The organism is Thiohalorhabdus sp., assembly GCF_046545655.1.
GTDB lineage: Bacteria > Pseudomonadota > Gammaproteobacteria > Thiohalorhabdales > Thiohalorhabdaceae > Thiohalorhabdus.
This window is the reverse complement of the sequence record NZ_JBKGZG010000010.1, coordinates 1-24,736: the sequence shown is the minus strand read 5'-3', so window position 1 is coordinate 24,736 and position 24,736 is coordinate 1. Positions and strand designations below refer to the sequence as shown.

The window sequence follows — 24,736 nt, the reverse complement described above, 5'->3', positions numbered from 1 at the left end:
GGGGTTGCCGAGTATGGAAGCATTGCGGGGCCGGGGCCGGCAAGAGGCGGCCAAGGATCCGCTATCCGCTGGTCTGGTCGCCGAAGCGCATGGACAGGTCGAGGCTGGCCAGATCCCGGGTCAGGGCACCGGAGCTGATGGCGTGAACGCCGGTCTCCGCCACCTCGCGGACGTTGGCCAGGTCGATGTTGCCGCTGGCCTCCAGGAAGCAGCCGCCGCGGTTCCCGGCCACAGCGGTGCGCAGGTCCGCCAGGGAGAAGTTGTCCAGCAGCACCGCATCCGCCCCGGCCGCCAGGGCGGCGCGGAATTCCTCCAGGCTCTCCACCTCCACCTGGATGCCCACCGTGTGCGGTGTCGCCTCCCGGGCGGCCCGGACTGCCGGCTCCACCCCGCCGGCCCAGGCCAGGTGGTTCTCCTTGAGCAGCACGCCGTCGAACAGCCCGTGGCGGTGGTTGTGGCCGCCGCCCACGCGCACGGCGTACTTCTGGGCGCTGCGCAGGCCGGGCAAAGTCTTGCGGGTATCCAGGATCCGCACCGCGGTGCCGGCCACCGCATCCACCATCTCCGCGGTGGCGGTGGCGGTTCCGGACAGGGCCTGGAGGAAGTTCAGGGCCGTGCGCTCCCCGCTCAGCAGCGGCCCGGCCGGTCCGCGCAGGGTGGCCACCGTACCGTCCGCCGCCAGGTGCGTGCCTTCCTCCACCTGCCAGCGGATGGCCACCCGGCCGTCCAGCTGGGCGAAGGCCTCCTCCACGAAGGGGCGTCCGCACAGGATGCCTTCCTCGCGGGCGACAATGGTGGCCTCCACGTCCCGGTCCACCGGGACGGCGGCGAGGCTGAGGTCGCCGGGCCCGAGGTCCTCCGCGAGGGCACGGGCCACGGCGTCCTGCACTACCGCGGGAGGAAGGGGCACGGTGTGCATGGAAGAAGGCTCCTTCTAGGGTTGGAAACCACGGAGGTCACGGAGTACACGGGGGAACGGCTGCCATGCAGCCCGGGTAAATCGTGGGGCAGGTGGTGGGCCGTTGGTTTCTCCGTGCCCTCCGCGACCTCCGTGTTCCATTATTGGGGATTCGGAGCGGGGGGCTGGTCTCCCCCTATCCCTTTAGGGACGCCAGCCGGTCGCGCTGATCCTGGAGCTGCTGCTGGCGATCCTCGAATTCCGCCAGCTTCTCCTGCTCCTTGGCCACCACGTCCGCCGGGGCCTTGTCCTTGAAGCTGGGGTTGTCCAGCTTCTTGCGGCTGCGCTCCAGGTCGCCGCCCACCTTCTCCAGCTCCTTGTCCAGACGCTGGATCTCCGCCTCCACGTCGATCAGGCCCTCCAGCGGGACGAGCACCTGGAGGTCGCCGGCCAGGCCGGTGGCGGACTGGGGCGGCTCCGTGCCCTCCGGCACCCACTCCACGGACTCGGGCCGGGCCAGGGCGTCGATGAGGGCGCGATGCGCCTCCACCCGCTGGCGGTCGCGCTCGCCGCCGCCGCGCAGCAGCAGGGGAATGGCCTGGTTGGGGTTGATGTTCATCTCGCCGCGGATGGAGCGCACCGCACCGACGAAGGCCTCCAGCCACTCGAATTCGGCCTCGGCGTCGGAGTCCATGCGGCCTTCGTCCGCCTCGGGGTAGGGCTGGCGCATGATGGTGGCGCCCGCCTTGCCGGCCAGGGGCGCCACCTTCTGCCAGATCTCCTCGGTGATGAACGGCATGAAGGGGTGCAGCAGGCGCAGGCTCGCTTCCAGGACGCGGATCATGGTGCGCCGGGCGCTCTCCGCCGCAGCGGCGTCGTCACCGTTCAGGGCGGGCTTCACCAGCTCCAGATACCAGTCGCAGTAGCTGTGCCAGATGAAGTCGTAGACCGTATGGGCGGCGTCGTTGAAGCGGTAGGCGGCCATGGCCTCGGCCACCTCCGCCTCCGTGCGCTGCAGGCGGGAGACGATCCAGCGGTCCGCCCAGCCTGGCGCGGTGTCCTCCGCGGGCGGCTCGGTGACGTTCATCAGGTTGAAGCGGGCGGCGTTCCAGAGCTTGGTGCAGAAGTTGCGGTAGCCCTCGATGCGGCCCAGGTCGAACTTGATGTCCCGGCCCATGGTGGCCAGCGAGGCGAAGGTGAAGCGCAGGGCATCGGCGCCGAAGGCGGGGATGCCCTCGGGGAACTCCTTGCGGGTCATCTTCTCGATGGCCTTGGCCTTGGCCGGCTGCATCATGGCGCTGGTGCGCTTCTCCACCAGCGCCTCCAGGTCGATGCCGTCGATGAGGTCCAGGGGATCGAGGACGTTGCCCTTGGACTTGCTCATCTTGTTGCCCTCGGAGTCGCGCACCAGGCCGTGCACGTAGACCTCCTCGAAGGGTACGTCATCCATGAACTTCAGGCCCATCATGATCATGCGGGCCACCCAAAAGAAGATGATGTCGAAGCCGGTGACCAGCACCGAGGTGGGGTAGAAGGTTTCCAGCTCCTTGGTCTTCTCCGGCCAGCCCAGGGTGGAGAAGGGCCACAGCGCCGAGGAGAACCAGGTGTCCAGCACGTCGGGGTCCTGGATCAGGTGGGTACTGCCGCAGTGCGGGCACTGCGCCGGCTGTTGCCCCCCTTCCCCGGGGACGATGGGGGTGGCACCGGAGCCCACGTGGATGTGCTCCGCCTGGTTGATGGCCTCCTCAAGCAGCACCCCGTGGGCCTTGAGGTCGTTGGGCGTGCCGCCCTGGCCGAGGTCGCCCAGCCCGTGGAGCATGAGGTGGTCGCCGTCGCACTCGGCGCAGTACCACACCGGTACCCGGTGGCCCCACCAGATCTGGCGGGAGATGCACCAGTCCTCCAGGTTGTACATCCACTCGTAGTAGGTCTTGGCCCAGTTCTCCGGCACGAAGCGGATGGCACCGTTCTCCACCGCCTCGATGGCGGGCTTGGCGAGCGGGCCCACCTTCACGAACCACTGGTCGGTGAGGAAGGGCTCGATGACCGTGCCGGAGCGGTCGCCGCGGGGCACCATGAGGTTGTGGTCCTCCACCGCCTCCAACAGGCCCTGCGCCTCCAGATCCGCCACCACCCGCTCCCGGGCCGCGTAGCGATCCAGACCGCGATAGGCCTCCGGGGCGTTGTCGTTGATGCGGGCGTCCTCGGTGAGGATATTGAGCATGGGCAGGTCGTGGCGGCGGCCCATCTCGTAGTCGTTGAAATCGTGGGCCGGGGTGATCTTGACGCAGCCGCTGCCGAACTCGGGGTCCACGTACTCATCGGCGATCACCGGGATCTCGCGCTCCGCCAGGGGCAGACGGATGGTCTTGCCGATGAGATTGGTGTAGCGCTCGTCCTCCGGGTGCACCGCCACCGCCTGGTCGCCGAGCATGGTCTCCGGGCGGGTGGTGGCCACGGTAACGTGGCCGGAGCCGTCACTGAGCGGGTAGCGGAAATGCCAGAGGTGGCCGGCTTCCTCCTCGGACTCCACCTCCAGGTCGGAGATGGCGGTGTGCAGCACGGGGTCCCAGTTCACCAGACGCTGGCCGCGGTAGATGAGCCCCTCGTGGAACAGCCGCACGAAGACCTCGTTCACCGCCCGCGACAGGCCGGCGTCCATGGTGAAGCGCTCGCGGGACCAGTCGCAGCTGGCGCCCATACGACGCAGCTGTTGGGTAATGACGTTGCCGGAGGTCTCCTTCCACTCCCAGACCCGCTCCACGAAGGCCTGCCGCCCCAGGTCGTGGCGGGTCTGCCCCTCCTGCTCCAGCTGGCGCTCCACCACCATTTGGGTGGCGATGCCGGCGTGGTCGGAGCCCGGCTGCCACAGAGTGCGGTGGCCGCGCATGCGGTGGTAGCGGGTCAGGGCGTCCATGAGGGTGTCCTGGAAGGCGTGCCCCATGTGCAGCGTGCCCGTGACGTTGGGCGGCGGGATCATGATGGCGAAGGACGGCGCTTCGGCCTCCAGGTCGGGACTGAAGTAACCGCTTTCCTCCCAGTGGGTGTACCACCGGGTCTCCACCTCCTTGGGGTCGTAGGTCTTGGGCAGGGAATCGGGTTGCTGCGTCATGGAATCCTCGTCGGGGCGCCCACGCCATTGAATGCGGGTTGCGGTCCGGGTCGGGGAGAGGGCCCCGGATCCGGACGGAGAAACCAAAAAGCCCCCGATCCGGCGGATCGAGGGGCTGGAAAACGGCTCAGGGGGCGGTCCGGCGCTATTCCCCCCGCTTGATGCGCTCGATCTCCGCCTCGGCCAGCTCGCGCAAAAGCTCGGGTAGGCGCTGCTGCAGATAGCCCTCCAGGGTCTCCCGGATCATCGGTTCCAGGGCGGCGGCCAGGGCGGAGTCCAGGTCGGCGGTGGCCTTGGCCACCTGCTCGCTCACGGTCTGCTCCACCGTCTCCCGCAGCGCGGCCTCGTCCACTTCCGGCGCGGGAGGGACCGCTGGGGAAGGCTCGGAAGCCGATGCCGGAGCTGCCGAGGCCGGACCGGCTTCCGGTGTCGGGGCCTCCGCGGCATCAAGGGCGGGCTCCCCGGGGAGCTCCAGGTCGCCGGCCTCCGTGGCCGGTCCGGGGACGATGGGGGAGGGCTCTTCGGCAGCGTCTCCGGTGGCCTCGGTGGCTGTATCCCCGCCGAACGGGAAGGGCCCGGCGTCGCTTCGGGAGGGGGCCTCCGGGGCGGAAGAGGCGGGCTCCTCGTTGAGGGGGAATGCCGGGCCCTCGGCGGGAGCCTCGGTCCCGGAGCCGCCGGGATCGAGCTCGGGACCGGAGGCCTCCGGGGCCTCCGCAGCGTCTCCCCTGGGCTCCCGCTCCTCGAACAGGCCATGGACCGTCGAGGTGGCTGCGGGGGGCTCTTCCTGCTGATCGTCGAGGCCGTCGAGCTGGAGATCCTCCAGGCCGTCGGAGTCGCCTTGGGGGTCCTCCTGCCCGGCGGAGTCGAAGGACTCGGCGGACGATGGAGCCGGATTCTCTTCCACCACCTCGGTGAGCAGGAGCTCCTCCCCATCGTCCGGGTCCTGTCGGGACCCGGACTCGGCGGGGGATTCCGAGGCTGCGGCCTGGTCCTCCTCCAGGATGCTGCGAAGGCTGGTCAGGATCTCGTCCATGCTGATGTCCGAGTCGGCACCCTGACCCGGTTGCTCGGGGGAAGCCGATTGGTTGCGTTCTTGATCCGCCATGCTCGATTCCTTGGAACCGCGATCCGGGAAGTGGGGCGATCAGTATCGGGCCGGGAAACGCCGGCTGTCAATTGACCCGCAGGTCGTGGGCGTGCAGATCGAAGCCGCCCTCCCGGTAGGCCCGGTACCGGCTGCGCGCCGCCTCGCGGCCTGCGGGGTCGGGGGGGACGAACTCGGCCACCCGCCGGAAGCCGGACAGGCATTCCATGGGGGGCGGGCTCGCGCAGACCAGGACCTGGGCGCCGCCGGGATCGGCGCAGTCGGGGGCCAGAACCACCGGTTCCGGGGCCTCCGGGTCCAGGCGCTCGCGACGGGCGTGGGGGACGAAGCTGCCGGCCCGGTAGGTCCACAGGCGGGTATCCAGGTCGCTCAGCAGGGCCTCGGAGCCCGCCAGCAGCAGCACCCCGTAGCCCGAGCCGTACGCCTTGCCCGCCACCATGCAGGCGGCGCGCGGCACGAGGTCCTCGCCTTTCCCGCTGAGGCGAAAGAAGTCCACCCGGGTGGTCATCCGGCGGCGCGCTCCACCAGGTACTGGCTAATCATGCGGACCGGATGGCCCGTGGCGGACTTGTCGTCCCCGCTTTTCCAGGCCACCCCGGCGATGTCCACGTGGGCCCACTCGTAGTCCTCGGTGAACTTGGACAGGAAGCAGCCGGCGGTGATGGTCCCCGCCTCCCGGCCCCCCACGTTCTTCATGTCGGCGAAGTTGCTCTTTAGCTGTTCCTGGTAGTCGTCCCAGAGGGGCAGCTGCCAGCCCCGCTCGCCGGTCTCGTCGCCGGCGTCCATGAGCTCGCGTACCAGGCGGTCGTTGTTGCCCATCAGCCCCGCGGCGTTCTTGCCCAGGGCCACCAGACAGGCGCCGGTGAGGGTCGCCATGTCGATCACCACCCGCGGGTCGTAGCGCTGGATCCAGGTCAGGGTGTCCGCCAGGACCAGCCGGCCCTCCGCGTCGGTGTTGATAACCTCGATGGTCTGGCCGGACATGGAGGTGAGGATGTCGCCGGGGCGGTAGGCCTGCCCGTCCGGCAGGTTCTCCGCCGCCGCCGCCACACCCACCACGTTGATGGGCAGCTGCAGCTCGGCGATGGTGCGCATGATGCCGAACACGCCGGCGGCGCCGCACATATCGTACTTCATCTCGTCCATGGCCGCGGCGGGCTTGATGGAGATGCCGCCGGAATCGAACGAGATCCCCTTGCCCACGAGGACGTAGGGCTTGTCGCCCTTGACCCCGCCCTGGTATTCCATGGCCATCAGCCGGGGCGGGTTCGCCGAGCCCTTGCCCACCGCCAGGAAGGCCCCCATGCCTTCCTCCTCCATCTGCTTCTCGTCGAGCACGGTGAGCCCCAGGTTCCACTCCTTGGCGAGCTCCCCGGCGCGCTCGGCCAGATAGGCGGGGGTGGCCACGTTGGGCGGCTGATTGGCCAGGTCGCGGGCCTCCATGACCCCGTTGGCGTAGGCGAGGCCCCGGTCCACCGCCACCTGGCCGTCCCGGAGGTCGCTACGGCGGGGCACGCAGAAGGTCAATCGCCGCAGGGGACGGCGCGGCTTCTCCGCCTTCGACTTGTACTGGTCGAACCGGTAGAGCGCGAGGGCCCCGGATTCCGTGGCGGCCCGCACCTTCCACTCGATCTCCCGGCCCTTGACGTGGAGCTCGGGGAAGTAGACCACCGCCTCCATGGAGCCGGTGCCGTCCAGGTGCTTGACCAGGGCCTCCACCGTCTCCCGATAGCGCTTGTCGTCGAGGTCGCGCTCCTTGCCCATGCCCACGAGGAGGACACGATCCGGTAGGATATTGGGCAGGTTGTGGAGCATGAGGAACTGCCCCTGGCGCCCTTCCAGGTCTCCGCGGCGAAGGAGCTTCGTCAGATAGCCGTCCGTGGCCCGATCGATGTCCCGGGCCGCCGGGGAGAGCCGCCGGGGCTCGAAGACGCCCACTACCACGCAGGCGGTTCGCTGTTTCTCGGGGCTGCCGCTCTTGATGAAGACTTCCATCGCCTGACTCCTTCGCTGACCCGGAAAGATGGCAAGGGGCTTCCACCCCGCCTCCGGGCGGGACGGGCCTTTTCGGGAAAATTGGAGATTTCAGTTTATCTTCCCTGGAAAGACCGGTAAAGGTCTGTTTTGTTGAATTCTGTCCAGTAATCCGGCGGTTGAGCCTTTGTCCATGTCCCGGTCTTCATTTTCGGCTATTAACCCTTCCTGCGCTGGGGTTGCTCCGCGGCCGCCCGCTACCGCTTCCGGGGAGGCGAGCGCGGCCTGGTGGCCCCGGGTGGGCGTCGTCCTCCTCGGAACCGGGGCAATGGAAGGGATTGCCCCATGAAGGTGCTCCACCGTTACGTAGGGATGGAAGTGGTGGGGCGGGCCTTCCTGATCCTTGTCCTGGTGACCTTCCTTATGCTGCTGGCCAAGGGCCTGGATTTCCTGAAGGATATGGCCCAGGGCGAGCTCCCGGGGGAGGCCATCCTGGCCCTCCTGGGGCTGGCGGTGCCCAAGATCCTGAGCCTGGCCCTGCCGCTGGCCCTCTTTTTCGGGCTATTGACCACCATCTCCCGGCTGTGCATGGACAGCGAGATGGACGCCCTGGGCGCGGCGGGAGTGGGCCTGTACAACCTGCTGCCACTCGTGGTGGTCATCGCCCTGGTCGGGGCCGTACTGGAATCGGGGCTGACCCTGTGGGCCGAGCCGGCCGGTGAGGCGCGTCTGGAACGGGCCACCGCCGAGTTCCAGCGCCAGGCCCTGACCAGCCTGGTGCAGCCCGAGGAATTCAACGAATTCCCCGGGGGGCGGGTGCTCTACTTCGATCGCCGGGGGCCGGAGGGCCATATGCGTCCGGTGTTCTTCCACGACGGCGATGCCGATCCCGCCGCCACCATTACCGCCGAGCAGGGAGAGCTTCGCTATCAGGAGGACGGCCGGGTGGAGGCCGTATTCCGTGACGGGCTGCGTTTCCAGGCCCGCCTCGCGGGAGAGGAGTACGGGCGGGTCATGCATTTCGACCGCTACCGGGTGCGCAAATCCCTGGCCGAGGTGGAGTCCGGGGATCTGGGCCGGGAGGCCATGCCGACCCCGGCCCTGCTCGCCGGCTCCCGGGAGGGAGAGGACGCCATTCCCAACCGCACTGAGCTGTTCCGGCGCCTGGCGCTGCCCCTCAGCCTGCCCATCCTCCTGCTGCTGGCCCTTCCACTGGGGGTGGAAAACCGCCGGCAGGGCCGGTCCTTCGGCGTGCTATGGGGAGCCATGCTGGTGCTCGCCTACCACAACGGCCTGATCGTGGTAGAGGAGTGGGCGGGCCGGGGCGAGGTGCCGCCCCACTGGCTGCTGTGGGCCATGCCGGTGCCCACCCTCCTCCTGGCGCTTCATCTGCTCCGACAGCGGGTCCATTCCCGTCCCCTGCTGCCTGCGCCAGGGGGGCTGCTTCCCCGGCCCCGGCGGGCTCGGAAGGACACCCCATGAAGACCGTGGACCGCTTCCTCCTGGTGGGCTTCTTCGGCCGCACCGGTCTGATGCTGTTCCTCCTTACGGGCATCTACCTGCTCTCGGAAACCCTGAATTATAGCGGCAAGCTGGGGGAGGGCGGGTTCGGCGTGGGGCAGCTTCTCGTCTACCTGGCCATGCGGGCGCCGGGGATTCTGGTGGAGATGGCCCCCTTCGGGGTGCTCCTGGGAACGCTGGTGCTGCTTAGCGAGCTGGCGCGCAACGCCGAGCTCACCGCTCTCCGGGCCGGTGGTCTGAGCATGCCGCGGGTGGCCCGGCCGCTGCTGCTGGGCGGGGCGGTGGTGGCCGTGGTGACCTTCGTGCTGAACGACAGCGTGGCGGGCCAGCTGACCTACATGGCCGACCGGTACGTGGACGAGCAGGTGAAGGGCTCCCGGCAGGGGCGCTGGCTCCCCGGGGGCGGGATCTGGTTCCAGGACGGCCGCTGGGTGGTCTCCGCCTCCCGGGTGGCCCGATCCGGGCAGGAACTGCGCCGGGTGCGGATCTTCCAGCGCGACGAGACCGGCATGCTGCAGGCCATGGTGGAGGCGCGAACCATGGTGCACGAGGACGGCGGCTGGCGGCTGCACCGGGCCCGGGGGGTCTCCACGGAGGAGCTTGCCCCGACGCCCAAGGAGGGGGGGGTGATGCCCTTCCGCATCCAGCCCTCGGTGCTTGCCGATCTCGGCAAGACCCCGGAGCGTATGCCGTTCACGGATCTCTGGGAATACGTGGGCGACCTGAGGGAGCAAGGCCAACCGGTTCGGGGCCTCGCCTTCAGCCTGTGGCAGAAGATCACCATGCCCCTGGCCGCCCTGGTCATGGTGCTGGTGGCCACCCCCTTCGTGACCCTGAACACGCGCGGCGGCGGTCGGGTAGGCCGGCTGCTGGCGGGCATCGCCCTGGGGTTTGCATTCCATGCCAGCAACGTGCTCACCGGTCAGCTCAGCGCGGCCGGAGCGCTGCCGGCGGTGATGGCGGCCTGGCTGCCGGTGGCCGTCTTCGGTCTCGCTGGCGGGGTGCTGCTTTACCGAGCGCGCTGAGTGTCCTTGGGCAGGCGCTGCAGGCGGGTCCCCGAGAGGCGGCCGTGCCAGGTGCGGCGCTGCGGATCCACCAGGGACCAAAGGACCCCTAGCCCGACGGCCAGCCAGGCGGGCAGGGCGATCAGGAAGCGCAGCAGGGCACGATCCGGGGGCACGGGCTCCCCGGCCTCGGTCACCAGTCGGATCCGCCAGGCCCGCATGCCGATGGTCTGGCCGCCCCGGGTCCAGGAGATCAGGAAGTAGCCCAGGGGCAGGAGGACCCAGAGAGTGAACAGCAGCGCGCGGCCGGCAGGCCCGGGGCCGCGCAGGTTCTCTGTGGTGCCCCCCATGAGCAGGGTGAACAGAATGCCCGCCCCGAGGATCAGGCTGAGGCAGATCAGGGCGTCGTACAGGGCGGCCCCCAGGCGGCGCAGCAGGGACACACGGGATTCGGGATCGGGCGCGGCGGGCATGGCTGCTCCGGGTTTCCGTATCAGGGGCATTGAGTCTACCATCCGCCCATGGGTATCGAGAGCGACGACATGGATTGGTTCGCCGAGCAGGTGGAGGCGGCCATCGCGGAGCTCCCCCCGGAATTCCGGGGGGCGGTGGAGAACGTGGCCATCCTGGTGGAGGAGGAGGCCGACCCGGAAACCAGTCGGGAGATGGAGCTCGGCCATCCGCTGGAGCTGCTCGGCCTGTACCGCGGGCTGCCCCTGCCGGAGCGGGGCAGCCACTACGCCGGTGCCGAGCCCGACCAGGTCTTCCTCTATCGGCGTGCCATCCTGCTGTATTCGCGGGATCACGGGATTGAGGTGGCCGACTGCGTGCGCAACACGCTGATCCACGAGCTCGGCCACTACCTGGGCTACGACGACGACGATCTGCACCGCATCGAATACGGCGAGCCCCCGGAGGGGGCGCCGGATTGAGGGGCATCGCTCCCTGAGGCGAACGCTGCCTGGCTCGGCACGGGCAAACCGCACCCCAAAAAGGAGGGGCCTCCCCGCCCATGAAGCTGCGGCGCATCAAGCTATCGGGCTTCAAGTCCTTCGTGGACCCCACCACCATCCCCCTGCCGTCCCGCATCACCTCCGTGGTGGGGCCCAACGGCTGCGGGAAATCCAACATCGTCGACGCCGTGCGCTGGGTCCTCGGCGAGGGCTCCGCCAAGCACCTGCGCGGCGGCCACATGACCGACTTCATCTTCAACGGCTCGGACAACCGGGCCCCGGTGAGCCGGGCGGTGGCGGAGCTGGTCTTCGACAACCGCGAGGGTGTCCTGGGCGGGCCCTACGCCGCCTACGACGAGATCAGCGTCAAGCGGGCGGTGGACCGGGACGGAAACTCCGAGTACTACCTCAACGGCAGCCGCTGCCGGCGCAAGGACATCACCGACCTATTCCTCGGCACGGGCCTGGGGCCGCGGGCCTACGCCATCATCGAGCAGGGCATGATCTCCCGCACCGTGGAGGCGCGTCCCGAGGAGCGCCGCTTCATGCTGGAGGAGGCCGCCGGCGTCACCCGCTACAAGGAGCGCCGCAAGGAGACCGTGCGGCGTATCGAGCAGACCCGCGAGAACCTGGACCGCGTGGAGGACCTGCGTGGCGAGCTGGCGGACCGCCTGGAGAAGCTCGGCGAGCAGGCCGAGCGGGCCCGGGAGTACAAGGCCCTCAAGCAGGAGCAGCGCGAGGTGGACCACCATCTCCTGGGGGCGCGCTATCGCGATCAGCAGCGGGTCCTGGAGGCCAAGCAGGGTGAGGTGCGCCACCTGGAGACGGAGCTGGAGGCCGCCCGCAGCAAGGTGACCGAGGCCGAAGCCGAGGCGGAGCGCCAGCGGGTGGCCTATGAGGAGGCCAACGAGGCGGTGAACGAGGCCCAGGGCCGCTACTACGCCCGTGAGTCGGAGATCGCCGCCCTGGAGCGGGAGCAGGACCACGCACGCCAGGAGCGCCAGCGCCTGGAGGAGGAGCGGGACGCCGCCGGCGCCGAGATCGCCGAGCTGGAAGAGCGCCTCGCCGAGCACCGCACGCGCATCGAGGAGTCCACCGGGGAGCAGGAGGGGCTCAAGGAGGAGGTGGAGCGGCTGGCCGAGCGCCACGAGCAGGCCGCCGAGGCCCTGGAGGCGGCCCGGGAGCGCCTGCGCGCCGCCGAGGAGGCCGAACAGCAGGCCCGCGAGGCGGTCCAGGGCCCCGCCCAGGAGGCGCGCCTCCAGGAGGAGCGGGTCCAGCAGGCGGAGCGGCGCCTGGAGGCCATCGGCGAGCGCAAGGCCGCCCGGGAGGGGGAGCGGGACGACCTGGAGCGCCAGGCGGGGGAAGTGGACACGGAGAGCGCGGAGACCGGGCGCGCTAGAGCCGAAGAGCGGCGCGATGCCGTCCGCGAGGCGCTGGAGGCCGCCGAGACCGCCCTGCGGGACCGGGAGCGGGAGCGCGACGAGGCCGCCGACGCGGTCAGCGAGCGGCGCCACGAGCGCGAGCGGATCGCCGCGCAGCTGGAGTCCCTGCGGGCCCTGGAGCGCCGCGGCGAGGACCTGGATGCCGCCTCCCGGGAACTGCTGGAGCGCGTGGGCCACGACCGCGAGCGCCTGCTCGGCGGTCGCCTGCGCGTGGAGCCGGGCTGGGAGTCCGCCGTGGAGGAGGTCCTGGCCGAGCGCCTGAACGCCCTGGTGGCGCAGGGCACGGAATGGCAGGACCTCCTGGACTGGATGCGGGAGCGCGAAGGGGGCCGCTTCCCGGCGGTGCGGCCCACGACGGAGGATGAAGGCGCCGAGGCCGCCGGAACCCTCCTGGACCGGGTGGAATGCGAGGCCGGACTGCGTCCGGTGGTGGCGGAGTGGCTGGCTGGCGTGCACGCCGCCGAGGACCTGGATGCGGCCCTGGCCCGGTCCGGCGACCTGCCCCCTGGGGCCTACTTCGTCACCCCCGCCGGCGACCGGGTGGGGCGCGACTGGGTGGTGGTAAACCGCGGCGAGCGGGACGCCAGCACCTCCTGGCTGCAGCGCCGCCGGGAGATCGAGGGCCTGGAGGAGCGCCTGGCCACCGAGGAGGGCCGGGTCACCGAGGCGGAGGAGCGCCTGGAGGCGGCCAAGGCGGCCCACGAGGAGGCCCGCGAGGGCCTGGAGGCGGCGCGCGCCGAGGTGGAGCAGGCGGAGGAGGCCGTACGCGATGCCCGCGAGGCGGAGAGCCGCCAGCGGGCGGAGGCCGACCGGCTCGCCGAGCGGCGCGAGCACCTGCGCAGCGAGCTGGAGCAGCTCGCCGAGGAGGAGGAGAGCGAGCGGCTGGCCAAGGAAGAGGCCGCCGAGGCGGCCGCCCAGGCCCGCGAGCGCGAGCGCGAGCTGGGCGGCTCCCTGGAGGCGTACCAGCGCGAGCGCAACGAGGCCCAGGCCGCCGCGGCCGAGGCCGAGACCCGGGAGCGGGAGGCCCGCGAGGAGCTGGGCCAGGTCCGCTCCCGGCTGCAGAGCCTGGAGGCGGCGCGCGCCGAGGCGGAGCGCCACACCCAGTGGGCCACCGAGGAGCTGGACAAGCGGCGCCGGCGCCTGGGGGAGCTGGAGGAGCGCCTGGCGGAGCGCGGCGCGCCCGCCGAGGAGGTACAGGAGCGCCTGGAAGCGGCGCTAGAGGCGCGCGCCGAGGCGGAGCGGGAGCTCGCCGAGCGGCGGAAGGTGGCCGAGGAGGCGCAGGCGGCCCTGAGCCGGGCCCAGGAGGCCCGCACCGAGGCGGAGGCCGAGGTGGAGCGGCGGCGCAACAACCTGGAGGAGGAGCGCCAGAACCTCAACAAGGCCGAGGTGCGCCTGGAGGAGGCCGAGGCCCGCATCCAGGAGGCGGGCACTACGCCACGGGACTGCCTGGCCGCCCTGGCCGACGACGCCGACGCCAAGGCCCTGGAGCGGCGCCGCGGCGAGCTGCAGAAGGCCATCGACGCCCTGGGGACGGTCAACCTGGCCGCCATCGAGGAGCACGAGGAGGTGGAGCAGCGCAAGGCCCACCTGGACGAGCAGGCGGCCGACCTGGAGGAGGCCCTGGAGACCCTGGAGAGCGCCATCCAGCGCATCGACGCGGAGACGCGCAACCGCTTCCGGGAGACCTTCGAGGCGGTGGACGCCAACTTCCGCACCCTGTTCCCGCGCCTGTTCGGGGGCGGTCGCGCCTATTTGGCCATGACCGACGAGGACCCTCTAGAGACCGGAGTGGATGTCATGGCCCAGCCGCCGGGCAAGAAGGTGGCCTCCATCAACCTGCTCTCCGGCGGCGAGAAGGCCCTGACCGCGGTGGCCCTCACCTTCGCCATGTTCCAGCTGAACCCGGCGCCCTTCTGCGTCCTCGACGAAGTGGACGCGCCCCTCGACGACGCCAACGTGGGCCGCTACGGCGACCTGCTGCGGGAGATGTCGGACACCACCCAGTTCATCGTCATCTCCCACAACAAGATCACCATGCAGGCCTCCGACCAGCTGGTGGGCATCACCATGGCCGAGCCGGGCGTGAGCCGCATGGTGTCCGTGTCGGTGGAGGAGGGCGCGGAGCTGGCCCAGGCCTGACACCCGGGCCCGGGTGGCTGGAAAAGGTCCAGGTAGGGGCCCGCTTCAGCGGGCGATTGGGCAAGCGGGCACCGGTGCTCCGGAAGGACTCGCCCGCTAAAGCGGGCTCCTACAAGTGCACTCCTTCGGACCGTTTTCTACTGCGTGAGGTGGGCGTAGAGCTGCGGCAGCCGGCGGGGCAGCTCCTCCGGAGTGCGGATCACTACGAACCCCTGGCTGCCGAACAGGTGGGGCAGGTAGTCCTCGGCGTCGCGATCGATGGTCACGCAGAAGGGCTGCAGCCCCGCCGCCCGGGCCTCCCGCACCGCCATCCGGGTGTCCTCCACCCCGTAGCGGGCCTCGTACTGGTCCATGTCGTTGGGCTTGCCGTCGGTGAGCAGCAGCAGCAGGCGCTGCTCGGCGGGGCGCTTCTCCAACAGGTGCGTGGCCTGCCGCAGGGCCGCGCCCATGCGTGTGTAGAACCCCGGCTTGATGGCGGTCAGCCGGCCGCGTACTTCCCCCCCGTAGCGCTCCCCGAACTCCTTCAGGACGTGAAAGCGCACGTGCTCCCGCTTGCGCGACGAGAACCCGTACAGGGCGAAGGCGTCGCCGGTCGCCGCCAGGGACTCGGCGAAGAGGAACAGGCTGTCGCGGATGACGTCGATGATCCGGGCCTCGCGGTTCACCCAGGTGTCGGTGGACAGGGAGAGGTCGGCGAGCAGCAGGCAGGCCAGCTGGCGGTCGCCGGGGCGCAGGTCCTGGTACAGGGCGGGCTCGCCGCTGGCCTGTCCGGCCGCGCGTTCGGCGGCGAAGCGCTGGTAGGCGTCCAGGTCGATCTCCGTGCCGTCGGGCTGGGCCTTGTTCCAGGTACGCACGGGGTTCAGCTGCTGGAACTGGGCGCGCAGCCGTCGGGCGGTCCGGCGCAGGTGGGGGGGGAGGGGGGTCGACTCGGCCTCCAACGCCACCAGGGGCTGCAGCCGGCAGTGATCGGGCCGGTGGGTCCCCCGCCGGTAGTCCCATTCGGGCAGGAGGATCCCCGATCCCAGCGGGGTGTCGTCGTTGGCCGCGCTCGGCAGGTCGAGGTCGAAGCGCAGGCGCGAGGCGGAGCGGCGGTTGTCCCGCGCCAGGGAGAGCAGGTCCAGGTCGTCGGCCGCCGAGGCGGCGTTGTCCAGGTCCTCGTCCTCCTCGGTGGGGCGGTCCACATTCAGGAATTCGGACCAGCTCAGGATGCTGTCGAAGGGGAACAGGAGCAGCCCGCTGTTCCGCTCGGGCATGGCCACCTGCTGGCCCCGGCGCCGCCGGCGGTCCTCCAGGGCCCGGGTCTCGCCCTCGCCCTCCGGGTCCGCCGGTTCGCCGTCGTCCCCTCCCGGCGCCCGGGGTTCGTCCCAGTGGGGTGGGTGCGGGTGCAGCCAGAGGGCCACAGGGTAGGGGGGGCGCCGGGCCGCGGGGAGGGCCAGGGGCCGGCGCGGCTCGATCAGGGCTTCCCCGATGGCCCGCTCCGCGGCGGCCTCGTCGGTGGGCAGGCGCCGAGGGTCGGGGCGCAGCGGCAGGTAGGCCTCCACCAGGCGGGCGTAACGCGTCCGCATCCCGGGCAGACGCGCCAGGGCGCGGGTGGTCAGCCAGGGCCCCCGCGCCCAGCCCGCCGGACCCTCCGTGGTGCGGTCCAGGGCCGCCAGGGCGGCGAGCCACAGGTACAGGTCTCGGTTGCGCTCCGGCTCGGGGAAGAGGTCGATGCGTTCCGGCAAGCGCAGTGCCTCGGCGTCCGCCCAGGCCAGCTCCACCCGGCGGTGGCTGCCCGCGACCCGCTGCAGGAGGCTGCGCCGGGCGTCATGGGGCTCGGCGCCGGCGGCCTCGATGGACAGGCCGGGATCGCCCCCGAGGGCGCGGAAGAGCAGGCCGATGCGGGGGCGGAGCCCGTCCAGGGTCACCGCCGCTTCCGGGTAGGCGGTTCGCGCGGCGCCCTTGATCAGGCGGTCCCAGACCTTGCCGACTTCCTCTTCGGGATCCATGGGCTTCCTCAGTCTTCGTAGACGATGCGCGGGCCCGCGGCGGTCCGGTCCGAGCGGAAACAGTCCGGGGGCACCGCGGGGCGGCGGCCGAAATCGTGGGCGGAGACGTCCAGGGCGCAATCCCCGTCCACCCACCGCAGCAGGGAGCCCGCGGGATTGTCCGCCTGGACGGTCTCGCAGGCGGTGATGCACTGGGCGCACTGGGTGCAGGCGAACATGTGGCGCTTGATGGTGCGCGGGTTCAGCCGCATGGGGCAGGCGTTGTCGCAGGCGGCGTTGCAGGAGGCGCAGGCCGAGGCCCGCGCGCGGTCGAAGCCCACCACCATGGCCCGGCGGTTGGCCATCCAAACCAGGCTCTGGAACAGGCCCACCGCGCAGCCGTAGCGGCAGAAGAAGTGACGCGCGGCGAGGAAGTCGATCAGGAACAGGGTGGTGGCCACACCGATGAACAGGGCCTGGTTGCGGGTCAGATCCGCCGTGACTAGGTTGCCGTACACCGTCGCCGGCGGCAGCAGGTAGGTGAGCAGCACCACGGCCCACAGGAGGGCGAAGCCGACAGCGACCAGCAGGGTCAAGGGCCACAAACGGCGGTCGCTCCGGCGCAGGCTACCGTCGGCCTTGCGCGCTGGAAGGGGCTTGCGTTCCCACAGGCTAGGGCGGCCGATGGTGCGCTCCATGAGGCCGTTGACGGTCTCCACCACCGAGAAGTGCGGACACAGCCAACCGCAGTACAGGCGGCCCCAGCGCCAGGCCACTAGCAGGAACAGGGCGGCCCCGCCGAACACCGGGAGGAAGAAGCGCCAGAACAGGTTCCAGCCCGCCTCCAGGGCGCTCGCCTCGCCAGCCACGAAGGGGCCCAGGCCCAGGGTCCAGTCCTGGCCGAACAGGATGGCGTGGCCCTGGGTTAGGTCGATGCGGAAGAGGTCGAGGGCCGGGGCCAGCACGAACAGGGCGAAGAAGCCCAGCCGGGTCAGTCGCCGGTGATCCTGCAGCGTGCCCATCGCTTTCCTCCCGTACGGGGTCCAGATCTGGACCCAAGCATAATCCCGACCGTTCGGGTCGGGCGTTGACCGCGGTCAACGCCCGGCCGCGTCACTCCGCCCCGCAGCGCGGACCGATGAGGGGATAACGGAAGGGGCGGCCGGCCATGGCACGGGTCAGGCCGATGACCCCGAGCAGGATGAACATGGAGTGCACGCAGGTGACGTACAGGACCAGGAGCACCCAGGTCCCGGCCCGGTCGAAGCCGCCGATCGCGACGATGAGCAGGGCCGCCGCACCGATCAGGATCCCCGCCCAGACGCTGGCCGCCACCGCCTGGCGCAGGTGGCAGGCGGCCAGCGGGGAGGCCGTTCGGCCTCGGGTGAGGAACAACCACAGTAGGAGGCCGAAGCCGAGCACCGGGGCCGGCAGGAGGTTGGCCAGGTAGAGGGCCTCGGCCCAGACGGCCAGCCGGCGGTCGTTGGGGGCGGAACGCTCAGCCGCCGAGGACCGCATGCACCACCTCCATGAGCCCGTCCAGGGTCTCGACGTCGTCGCTGAGGGGCTCCACCAGCGCGTTCTCGCAGGCGGCCACCGGATCGAAGCCGTCGCGGATAAGGGTGGCGGCGTGGACCACCAGACGGGTGGAGGCGGCCTCCTCGATGTCGTGGTCCTCCAGCCGGCGCATGCGGTTGGCCAGCTCCACCAGCTGGTCGGTCCGCTCGGCGTCCAGCCCCGTCTCGGTGACCACGATGTCGCGCTCAGCCGCCGGCTCGGGAAAACCGAAGCGCAGCCCCACGAACCGCTGGCGGGTGCTGGTCTTCATGCCCTTGAGCAGGTTCTGGTAGCCGGGGTTGTAGGACACCACCAGCATGAACTCCGGTGGGGCCTGCAGGGTCTCGCCGGTGCGGTCGATGGGCAGGATGCGGCGGTCGTCGGAGAGGGGGTGGAGGACCACGGTTGTGTCCTTGCGGGCCTCCACCACCTCGTCCAGGTAGCAGATCCCGCCCTCGCGGACGGCGCGGGTCAGGGGGCCGTCCGACCAGTAGGTGGCGCCGTCGCCGATCAGGTGGCGGCCCACCAGGTCGGCCGCCGACAGGTCGTCGTGGCAGGCCACGGTGTACAGGGGCCGGCCCAGCTCCGCGGCCATGTGCTCCACGAAGCGGGTCTTGCCGCAGCCGGTGGGCCCCTTGATGAGCACCGGAAGCTGGTTGCGGTGGGCGTGGCGGAACACCTCCGCCTCCCGCCCCTGGGGGCGGTAGAAGGGGGTGTCCGGGGTGGCGGCGGCGAAGGCTTGCGTTGGCATCGGGATCCTCCGGGATGGGGTCAGCTTCCGGCCAGCAGGAAGGCGGTGGCGATCAGGCCGCCCACGGCCGCCAGCCAGGCGCCGACCACCAGGCGCCAGAGCGGCTGCACGCGGGCCAGCTCCATGTAGCGCCAGGCGATCAGGCGCCCCTTGAGCAAGGCGACCCCCAGGGCGCCGAAGATCAGGACCGGGCCCTCCACATGGAGCTCGCCGATGGCGTAGGTGACCCCGGTGAGGGCCAGCAGGAGGAGCCAGGTGGCCGTGGGGGCGGGCTCCGGGACGGTGGAACGGGCAAATCGTTTCATGGGGTTACCGCATCACGTAGACGAGTGGGAACAGGATCAGCCACACCAGGTCCACCATGTGCCAGTAGGCGGCCCCCGTCTCCACGCCGGTGTGCTCGGCGGCGGTGTAGGCGCCGGCGCGGGCCTTGGCGGCCACCGCCGCCAGGATCACCATGCCCATGATCACGTGCATGTAATGGAAGCCGGTGAGCGACAGGTAGAACATGTAGAAGGTGTTTGTGGAGAGCCGGATGCCTTCCCCGTAGTGGTGGACGAGCTCGGCGCCCTTCACCAGCAGGAAGGCCCCGCCGGCGGCCAGGGCGGCCAGCAGCCACCCCTGGCAGGCGGTGGCCCCGCCGCGGCGGATGGCGCCCACCGCCCGTACCGCGAAGTAGCTTCCGGTGAGGAGCAGGGCGGTGTTGATGAGGCCGCCGGTACGGTCGAGGTTCGCCTGATACTGGTTGAAGAGCTCGGGGTGGGCCGCGCGGGCGAATGCGTAGGCGGCGAAGAAGACCCCGAACACCAGCAGCTCGGCCAGGATGAACACCCACATGGCCAGGTCGCCCGGCGGGTGCCGGCGCAGGCCGGCGGCCACGGGCTGCGGATCGGTGCGCATGGGCGCTTCCCTTGTGGGATCCACCGCGGAGCCGCAGAGGGCGGCGGGGTCCGGCCACGGCGGAGGCCGGAAATCGCCGCTCGGGGGGAAGGCGAACCATTGCGGCCCCGTCGCACCCCTGCGGCTTCGCGGTGGATCCGTCCCAAGAAGGGCCCGGAGGGGCAGACGCCCCTCCGGACGTGGCGGTAGTATCAGCTGGCCGCTTGAGCGGCGGCCTTCTTGGTGGCCGGCTCGCCCTTGGCGAAGAAGCTCGCCAGGTAGACGATCAGGCCGGTCAGGAACACCAGGCCAGTAAGCACCCGGGCCCAGTAGAACAGGGCCACCTCCTCCTGGACCTGCATGAACGGCATGGGGTCGGCGCCGTAGCGCTGCAGCCAGACCTGCAGGATGCCGGCCGCCGTCAGGAACAGGACGATGAAGGTCATTGCAACGGTCATCAGCCAGAAGGACCACATCTCCATCACCTGGGCGCGGTCGCTGGCTGCGTCTCCCTGGCCGCGCAGGTGCGGCATGGCGTAGGAGATCATGGTCAGTACCACCAGGACGTAGGCGCCGTAGAAGGCCAGGTGGCCGTGGGCGGCGGTGATCTGGGTGCCGTGGGTGTAGTAGTTCACCGGGGCCAGGGTGTGCATGAAGCCCCACACCCCTGCGCCCAGGAAGGCCATCACGGCGGTGCCCAGCGCCCACAGGGTGGCGGCCTGGTTGGGATGATCCCGCCGGCGCCGGTTCACCACGTTGAAGGCGAACACCACCATCATGAAGAAGGGGATCGGCTCCAGGGCGGAGAAGATGGAGCCCCACCACTGCCAGTACTCGGGGGCGCCGATCCAGTAGTAGTGGTGGCCGGTGCCGATGATGCCGGTGATCAAGGTCACGGCGATGATCACGTACAGCCACTTCTCGATCACCTCGCGGTCCACGCCGGTGATCTTGATCAGCACGAAGGCCAGGATGGAGGCCATGATCAGCTCCCACACGCCCTCCACCCACAGGTGCACCACCCACCACCAGTAGTACTTGTCCAGCACCAGGTTGTCGGGGTTGTAGAAGGCGAACAGGAACAGGCCGGCGAGCCCCAGCAGGCCGATCAGCAGCACCGAGGACACCACGGTCTTGCGGCCCTTCAGGACGGTCATGCCGATGTTGTAGAGGAAGCCCAGGGCTACGACGACAATGCCGACCTTGGTGATGGTGGGCTGCTCCAGGTACAGCCGGCCCATGGTGGGCCAGTACTCGTTGCCCGTGATCTTCGCCAGGTTGCTGTAGGTCATGGTCAGATAGCCGACCACCGTCAACAGCACCGCCACCACGAAGATCCAGAACAACGCGATGGCCAGCCCGGGGCTGTGCAGCTCGGTCTCCGACTCCTCGGGGACGAGGTAGTAGGATGCCCCCATGAAGCCCAGCAGCAGCCAGACGATTAGGGCGTTGGTGTGGACCATCTTGGCGGTGTCGAAGGGGATGGCGGGGAACAGGAAGTCCCCGATCACGTACTGGGTGCCCATGATCAGGCCGAAAACGATCTGCACCACGAACAGACCGAGGGCGGCTACGAAATAGGGCTTGGCGACGGATTGCGAGGCGTACTGCATGGTCGGCACTCCTTTACCCTTCCACGTTCGGCGGCCAGTCGGCGGTGTCGATCTCGTCGGCCCACTTCAGGAAGGCCACCAGGGCGTCCAGCTCCTCCTCGGTGAGGTCGAAATTGGGCATCTGCCGGCGTCCCGGAGCGCCGGTGGGCTGGGCCTTGATCCAGCTCTTGATGAACTCGGGACCGCGGCGGGTGTAGACGTTGCCCAGCTCCGGGGCGTAGAAGGAGCCCTCCCCGTGGAGGGTGTGGCAGCCGGTGCAGTTGTTCTCCTCCCAGACCTCCTTGCCGTGCGCCACCTCCTCGGTAAGCTCCGCGGTGTTTACGCGTTCGGGGATGGTGCCGTGGGTGTCGAAGGTCAGGGCCAGGAACAGGAGGAGGAAAAACAGGCTCCCCCCGTAGAAGATGTTCCGGGCCATGGACTTGGTGAAGGCCTCGCTCATGATGGGTCCCTCCCGGTATCCGGCGGCGGGAAATCAGCTCGGCACGGCATGGAAACGCCCTCCTTCGTATCGGGTTTTCCGGTATCCTCCGTGCACCTTTCGGGGCGGTCCATGATCCTGATCAATTCAATCAACTTTCCAGCGGCACAGAGCGAGGAGGCTGATGGAAAAGGGGATTTCGGGTGACGCCCGGGGGTCAGGTAAGCAGGCGGATGGTCAGGGGATAGCGGAAGGGCTGGTGGCGGTGGGCGCGCAGGGCGGCATAGAGCACCAGGATGGTATCCAGGAAGAACAGGCCCAGGATAACGGGGTAGGCCACCGACGGGCTGGCCATGGCCAGCGCGGCCAGGGCGTAAAGGGTGATGCTGATCTGGAAGTTCACCGCCTCGCGGCCCGCCCGGTCCACCTCGGGAGCCACACCGCGGCGTCCGAGCCAGGCGAACAGGGTGCCCAGGAGGTTGCCAAGGGGAACGAAAAGGCCGGCGAAGGCGGCGAGGTGCACCAGGGCGGCCCATTTGCCCACGTCCGTGCCATGATCCGGCGCGGACGCCGGGTCGTTGGCCAAGGGATCCATGGGGCGGGGCTCCTCCGCGACCGTTGGCTCCTCCTCCGGCTCGGGGTGTAGCTCCCCGGAGTAATCCTGTTCCAGGATGGAGTGGGCGCGGGCCGCGTGGGCCTCGGGGACCTGGACCTTGATCCCGCCGAGGGCCACGCCGTAGAGCCAGTCCGTCTGGATCAGATGGTCGTCGGCGATCTCGGCCGGAATGCCCTCCGCTTCGAGGCGCCCCTTGGCGATATGGGCGAGGGCCTGGTTATCGAAGGTGGCAATGGTGATCACGTGGAGCGCTCCGGGCAGGGCTGTGGGTAGGCGGATCGCGGTTACGCGGACCGCGGGGGAGGGCCGCTCCGTCCTTAGTGGTGGACTCTGGACGGGGGCAAGCGTTCGCCGGTGGCTGGCGCAGGCCGGTGGCGGGGGCGAAGGTGGGTAGCCAGGTCTGGCCCCTGGGCCTCAGCCTGGCCGTCTTCGGCCTGGGCGCCCTGGTGATCGCCGTGGTGGGCGTGCGCCTGGCGGGGCTCGCCGACCGCTTGGCGGACCGCACCGGCCTCGGCGAGGCCTTCGTGGGGGCGGTCTTCCTCGGGGCCAGCACCTCCCTGCCGGGGATTATCGCATCGGTAACCGCGGCGGCAAACGGCTACCCCTCCCTGGCCATGTCCAACGCCCTCGGCGGCATCGCCGTCCAGACCGCCTTCCTGGCCGTCGCCGATCTGGCCTACCGGCGGGCCAACCTGGAGCACGCCGCCGCCTCCTTGCCCAACATGATGTGGGGTGTGCTGCTGGTGGTTCTCCTCGGCGGCCTGCTGGTGGCCGTCCTGGGGCCCGAGACGAGCATTCTGGGCGTGCATCCCGTCAGCCCCATCCTGCTGGTGGCCTATGGATACGGTGCCTACCTGGTGGCCGAGAGCCGGGAGGAGCCCATGTGGCATCCCCGCCGGACCGCCGCCACCCGCACCGACCAGCCCGACGCGGAGAACCTGGAGCGTGGCTCCCTCCTTGGCCTGTGGGGGGCTTTCCTGGCTGCCGCCTTGGTGGTTTCCGTGGCCGGCTGGGGGGTGACTCGCGCGGGGGAGTCCCTGTCGGAGCTGACGGGCATCAGCCAGAGCGTGGTGGGGGCCCTGATGGTGGCGGTGGCCACCAGCCTGCCGGAGCTGGTGACCTCGGTGGCGGCGGTGCGGCGCGGTGCCCTCACTCTGGCCGTGGGGGGCGTGCTGGGGGGCAACGCCTTTGATACCCTCTTCGCCGCCGTCGCGGATATGGCCTACCGCCAAGGCTCCATCTACCACGCCATGGGCCCTCGCGAGCCGGCCCTGGCCGCGCTGGCCATGCTCATGGCCGGGGTGCTGGTGCTCGGCCTGCTGCGTCGCGAGCGCCTGGGGCCGGGACGGATCGGCTTCGAGAGCGTGGTGGTGCTGTCCCTGTACCTGCTGGGGGCCCTGATGCTGGGCGCCGGTGCCTAGCCCGGTTCCCGACGGCCCCCATCCCCTTTCCCCATCCCCCTTAGGAAGGATCCCATGAAAAAGCCGTTCTCCCAGGCTTGTGAGAACAACAAGGACCCGATCCTGGAGGTGCTCGCGGAGGTCTTCCGGGAGGCGGGGACCGTACTGGAGATCGGCAGCGGGACCGGCCAGCACGCGGTGCACTTCGGGCGCCATCTGCCCCATCTCACCTGGCAGCCCACCGACGTTGCGGACAACCTGCCGGGGATCCGGGCCTGGCTGGCGGAGGCGGACCTGCCCAACGTGCGCGTGCCGCTGGTGCTCGATCTGGACGCGGAGCCGTGGCCGGTGGGGCAGGCGGACGGGGTGTTCTCCGCCAATACCGCCCACATCGTGAGCTGGCCGCAGCTGGAGCGGATGTTCGCGGGGGTGGCGGGGATCCTCGGGGAGGGGGCCGCCTTCTGCCTGTACGGGCCCTTCGCCTACGGCGGGGAGCACACCAGCGGCAGCAACGCCCGCTTCGACGCCATGCTCCGTCAGCGGGACCCGGCAAGCGGCATTCGGGACCTGCGGGAGCTGGAGGCCCTGGGCCGGCGCGTGGGACTGCATCTGGAGGCCGACCACGCCATGCCCGCCAACAACCGGACCCTGGTGTGGCGGCGGGTCTAGCGCCCGTTGCGGGAATTCCTAGCCAAGGGAAACGCCCGGGAGGCGGGGCAAGAATGGAGTGCGCCTGAAGGGATGCCCACAGGGCAGGCACCCTTGAAGCCCGGAGGCCTTGCCCCGCCTCCCGGACTGCAACCGAAATCGTGGACAGGAATTCCCGCGACGGGACTCCGGGCTACCAGTTGTAGCCGAGGGACATGGACAGCTCGATGATGCCGTTGTCCTCGCGGATCTCCGTGCCGGCCTTGCCGATGTACTTCAGCTCCAGGGCGAAGGCCGTGTTCTGCGAATCGCCGTTGATGATGCCCATGCCCACCTGCCAGAAGGTTTCCTGGACGCTGTCCGTTTCGCCGGCGGCGGTGTCCCCCTCGGCGGTCAGGCGCCCCCCGCCCGCCAGGAAGTAGGGCACCTCGTTGCGGTCGTTGGCGGGCAGGCCGTAGTAGAGGTCCACTCCGACCCGGTCGAGCTCCAGCTCGTCGGAGAAGGACCGGTCATCGGCGGCTATCGGGGAGGAGACGTCCAGGGTGCTGTGCATCCAATTGACGCCCAGGCCGAGACGGTTGCTCTCGGGGGAGCCGCCGAAGTACTTGATGGTCGCGCCGTAGGCCCATTCCTGGTCGGGCAGCTCGTTGCGCTGGCCGAGCCAGAAGTCGTAGCCCACCACCGCGGCAGTGTGGAGGATGGAGCCGCTGCCGCCTTCCTCCTCCTGCTGGCGATCCTG

The 24,736-nt window shown here is 70.2% G+C and carries 22 protein-coding genes; 6 read left to right on the top strand and 16 right to left on the bottom strand.

Annotation, left to right across the window (positions count from 1 at the left end):
* Positions 1–61: 61 nt before the first annotated feature.
* The 5 genes from nadC to ACLFRB_RS03790 all read right to left on the bottom strand — a co-directional run bounded on the left by nadC (position 62) and on the right by ACLFRB_RS03790 (position 7,110).
* The gene (nadC, locus tag ACLFRB_RS03810; RefSeq protein ID WP_411067674.1) at positions 62–919 is read right to left on the bottom strand and encodes a carboxylating nicotinate-nucleotide diphosphorylase; all 858 of its coding nucleotides are present in this window, start codon (positions 917–919) and stop codon (positions 62–64) included.
* Between the two features lie 175 nt (positions 920–1,094).
* Positions 1,095–3,989, bottom strand: a complete 2,895-nt coding sequence (locus ACLFRB_RS03805; protein ID WP_411067707.1) for a valine--tRNA ligase — start codon at positions 3,987–3,989, stop codon at positions 1,095–1,097.
* Positions 3,990–4,155: 166 nt separating this feature from the next.
* Positions 4,156–5,115, bottom strand: a complete 960-nt coding sequence (locus ACLFRB_RS03800) for a hypothetical protein (RefSeq protein ID WP_411067673.1) — start codon at positions 5,113–5,115, stop codon at positions 4,156–4,158.
* 67 nt (positions 5,116–5,182) lie between these two features.
* Entirely contained in the window at positions 5,183–5,623 is a 441-nt protein-coding gene (locus tag ACLFRB_RS03795) for a DNA polymerase III subunit chi (protein WP_411067672.1), read from the bottom strand.
* Positions 5,620–7,110: a leucyl aminopeptidase gene (locus ACLFRB_RS03790; protein ID WP_411067671.1), complete on the bottom strand. Its 1,491-nt coding sequence runs from the start codon at positions 7,108–7,110 to the stop codon at positions 5,620–5,622. The genes ACLFRB_RS03795 and ACLFRB_RS03790 overlap by 4 nt, the downstream gene beginning before the upstream one ends.
* A 324-nt stretch (positions 7,111–7,434) precedes the next feature.
* Here ACLFRB_RS03790 and lptF point away from each other — a divergent pair, with 324 nt between their 5' ends.
* The gene (lptF, locus tag ACLFRB_RS03785) at positions 7,435–8,571 is read left to right on the top strand and encodes an LPS export ABC transporter permease LptF (RefSeq protein WP_411067670.1); all 1,137 of its coding nucleotides are present in this window, start codon (positions 7,435–7,437) and stop codon (positions 8,569–8,571) included.
* Positions 8,568–9,635, top strand: coding sequence for an LPS export ABC transporter permease LptG (gene lptG, locus ACLFRB_RS03780; protein WP_411067669.1), 1,068 nt, complete (start codon positions 8,568–8,570; stop codon positions 9,633–9,635). The genes lptF and lptG overlap by 4 nt, the downstream gene beginning before the upstream one ends.
* Here lptG and ACLFRB_RS03775 read toward each other — a convergent pair.
* On the bottom strand, positions 9,620–10,087 hold the full coding sequence (locus tag ACLFRB_RS03775) for an RDD family protein (protein ID WP_411067668.1): 468 nt from the start codon (positions 10,085–10,087) through the stop codon (positions 9,620–9,622). The two genes, lptG and ACLFRB_RS03775, sit on opposite strands and share 16 nt — an antisense overlap.
* A gap of 48 nt (positions 10,088–10,135) precedes the next feature.
* On the opposite strand from ACLFRB_RS03775, the gene ACLFRB_RS03770 reads away from it, so the two are divergent.
* Both ACLFRB_RS03770 and smc read left to right on the top strand, forming a co-directional pair.
* Positions 10,136–10,546: a metallopeptidase family protein gene (locus ACLFRB_RS03770; protein ID WP_411067667.1), complete on the top strand. Its 411-nt coding sequence runs from the start codon at positions 10,136–10,138 to the stop codon at positions 10,544–10,546.
* An 80-nt stretch (positions 10,547–10,626) separates the two neighbouring features.
* Positions 10,627–14,148 carry a chromosome segregation protein SMC gene (smc, locus tag ACLFRB_RS03765; RefSeq protein ID WP_411067666.1) on the top strand — a complete coding sequence of 1,174 codons (3,522 nt, stop codon included), beginning with the start codon at positions 10,627–10,629 and terminating at the stop codon, positions 14,146–14,148.
* 137 nt (positions 14,149–14,285) lie between these two features.
* Here the strand turns inward: smc and ACLFRB_RS03760 are convergent, their stop codons facing one another.
* From ACLFRB_RS03760 to ACLFRB_RS03720, 9 genes are all read right to left on the bottom strand, one after another.
* A complete protein-coding gene (locus ACLFRB_RS03760) occupies positions 14,286–16,136 on the bottom strand; it encodes a nitric oxide reductase activation protein NorD (protein ID WP_411067665.1) in 1,851 nt (616 codons plus the stop codon).
* 8 nt (positions 16,137–16,144) lie between these two features.
* Positions 16,145–17,137 carry a 4Fe-4S binding protein gene (locus ACLFRB_RS03755; RefSeq protein ID WP_411067664.1) on the bottom strand — a complete coding sequence of 331 codons (993 nt, stop codon included), beginning with the start codon at positions 17,135–17,137 and terminating at the stop codon, positions 16,145–16,147.
* Positions 17,138–17,228: 91 nt separating this feature from the next.
* Positions 17,229–17,633: a hypothetical protein gene (locus ACLFRB_RS03750; protein WP_411067663.1), complete on the bottom strand. Its 405-nt coding sequence runs from the start codon at positions 17,631–17,633 to the stop codon at positions 17,229–17,231.
* The gene (locus ACLFRB_RS03745) at positions 17,614–18,423 is read right to left on the bottom strand and encodes a CbbQ/NirQ/NorQ/GpvN family protein (protein WP_411067662.1); all 810 of its coding nucleotides are present in this window, start codon (positions 18,421–18,423) and stop codon (positions 17,614–17,616) included. Before ACLFRB_RS03745 ends, ACLFRB_RS03750 begins: the two co-directional genes overlap by 20 nt.
* A gap of 20 nt (positions 18,424–18,443) precedes the next feature.
* On the bottom strand, positions 18,444–18,728 hold the full coding sequence (locus ACLFRB_RS03740; RefSeq protein WP_411067661.1) for a cytochrome C oxidase subunit IV family protein: 285 nt from the start codon (positions 18,726–18,728) through the stop codon (positions 18,444–18,446).
* 4 nt (positions 18,729–18,732) lie between these two features.
* The gene (locus tag ACLFRB_RS03735) at positions 18,733–19,323 is read right to left on the bottom strand and encodes a cytochrome c oxidase subunit 3 (protein WP_411067660.1); all 591 of its coding nucleotides are present in this window, start codon (positions 19,321–19,323) and stop codon (positions 18,733–18,735) included.
* Positions 19,324–19,514: 191 nt separating this feature from the next.
* Positions 19,515–20,915 carry a cbb3-type cytochrome c oxidase subunit I gene (locus ACLFRB_RS03730; protein ID WP_411067659.1) on the bottom strand — a complete coding sequence of 467 codons (1,401 nt, stop codon included), beginning with the start codon at positions 20,913–20,915 and terminating at the stop codon, positions 19,515–19,517.
* A 13-nt stretch (positions 20,916–20,928) separates the two neighbouring features.
* Positions 20,929–21,354, bottom strand: a complete 426-nt coding sequence (locus tag ACLFRB_RS03725; RefSeq protein WP_411067658.1) for a c-type cytochrome — start codon at positions 21,352–21,354, stop codon at positions 20,929–20,931.
* A gap of 196 nt (positions 21,355–21,550) precedes the next feature.
* Entirely contained in the window at positions 21,551–22,192 is a 642-nt protein-coding gene (locus ACLFRB_RS03720) for a DUF4870 domain-containing protein (RefSeq protein WP_411067657.1), read from the bottom strand.
* 143 nt (positions 22,193–22,335) lie between these two features.
* Here ACLFRB_RS03720 and ACLFRB_RS03715 point away from each other — a divergent pair, with 143 nt between their 5' ends.
* Positions 22,336–23,370 (top strand): sodium:calcium antiporter, encoded by a 1,035-nt coding sequence (locus tag ACLFRB_RS03715; protein ID WP_411067656.1) that lies wholly within the window; start codon positions 22,336–22,338, stop codon positions 23,368–23,370.
* 54 nt (positions 23,371–23,424) lie between these two features.
* Positions 23,425–24,018 (top strand): DUF938 domain-containing protein, encoded by a 594-nt coding sequence (locus ACLFRB_RS03710; protein WP_411067655.1) that lies wholly within the window; start codon positions 23,425–23,427, stop codon positions 24,016–24,018.
* A 172-nt stretch (positions 24,019–24,190) separates the two neighbouring features.
* On the opposite strand, the gene ACLFRB_RS03705 is transcribed toward ACLFRB_RS03710, so the two are convergent.
* A partial coding sequence (locus ACLFRB_RS03705; RefSeq protein ID WP_411067654.1) for a hypothetical protein occupies positions 24,191–24,736 on the bottom strand: 546 nt, incomplete at its 5' end.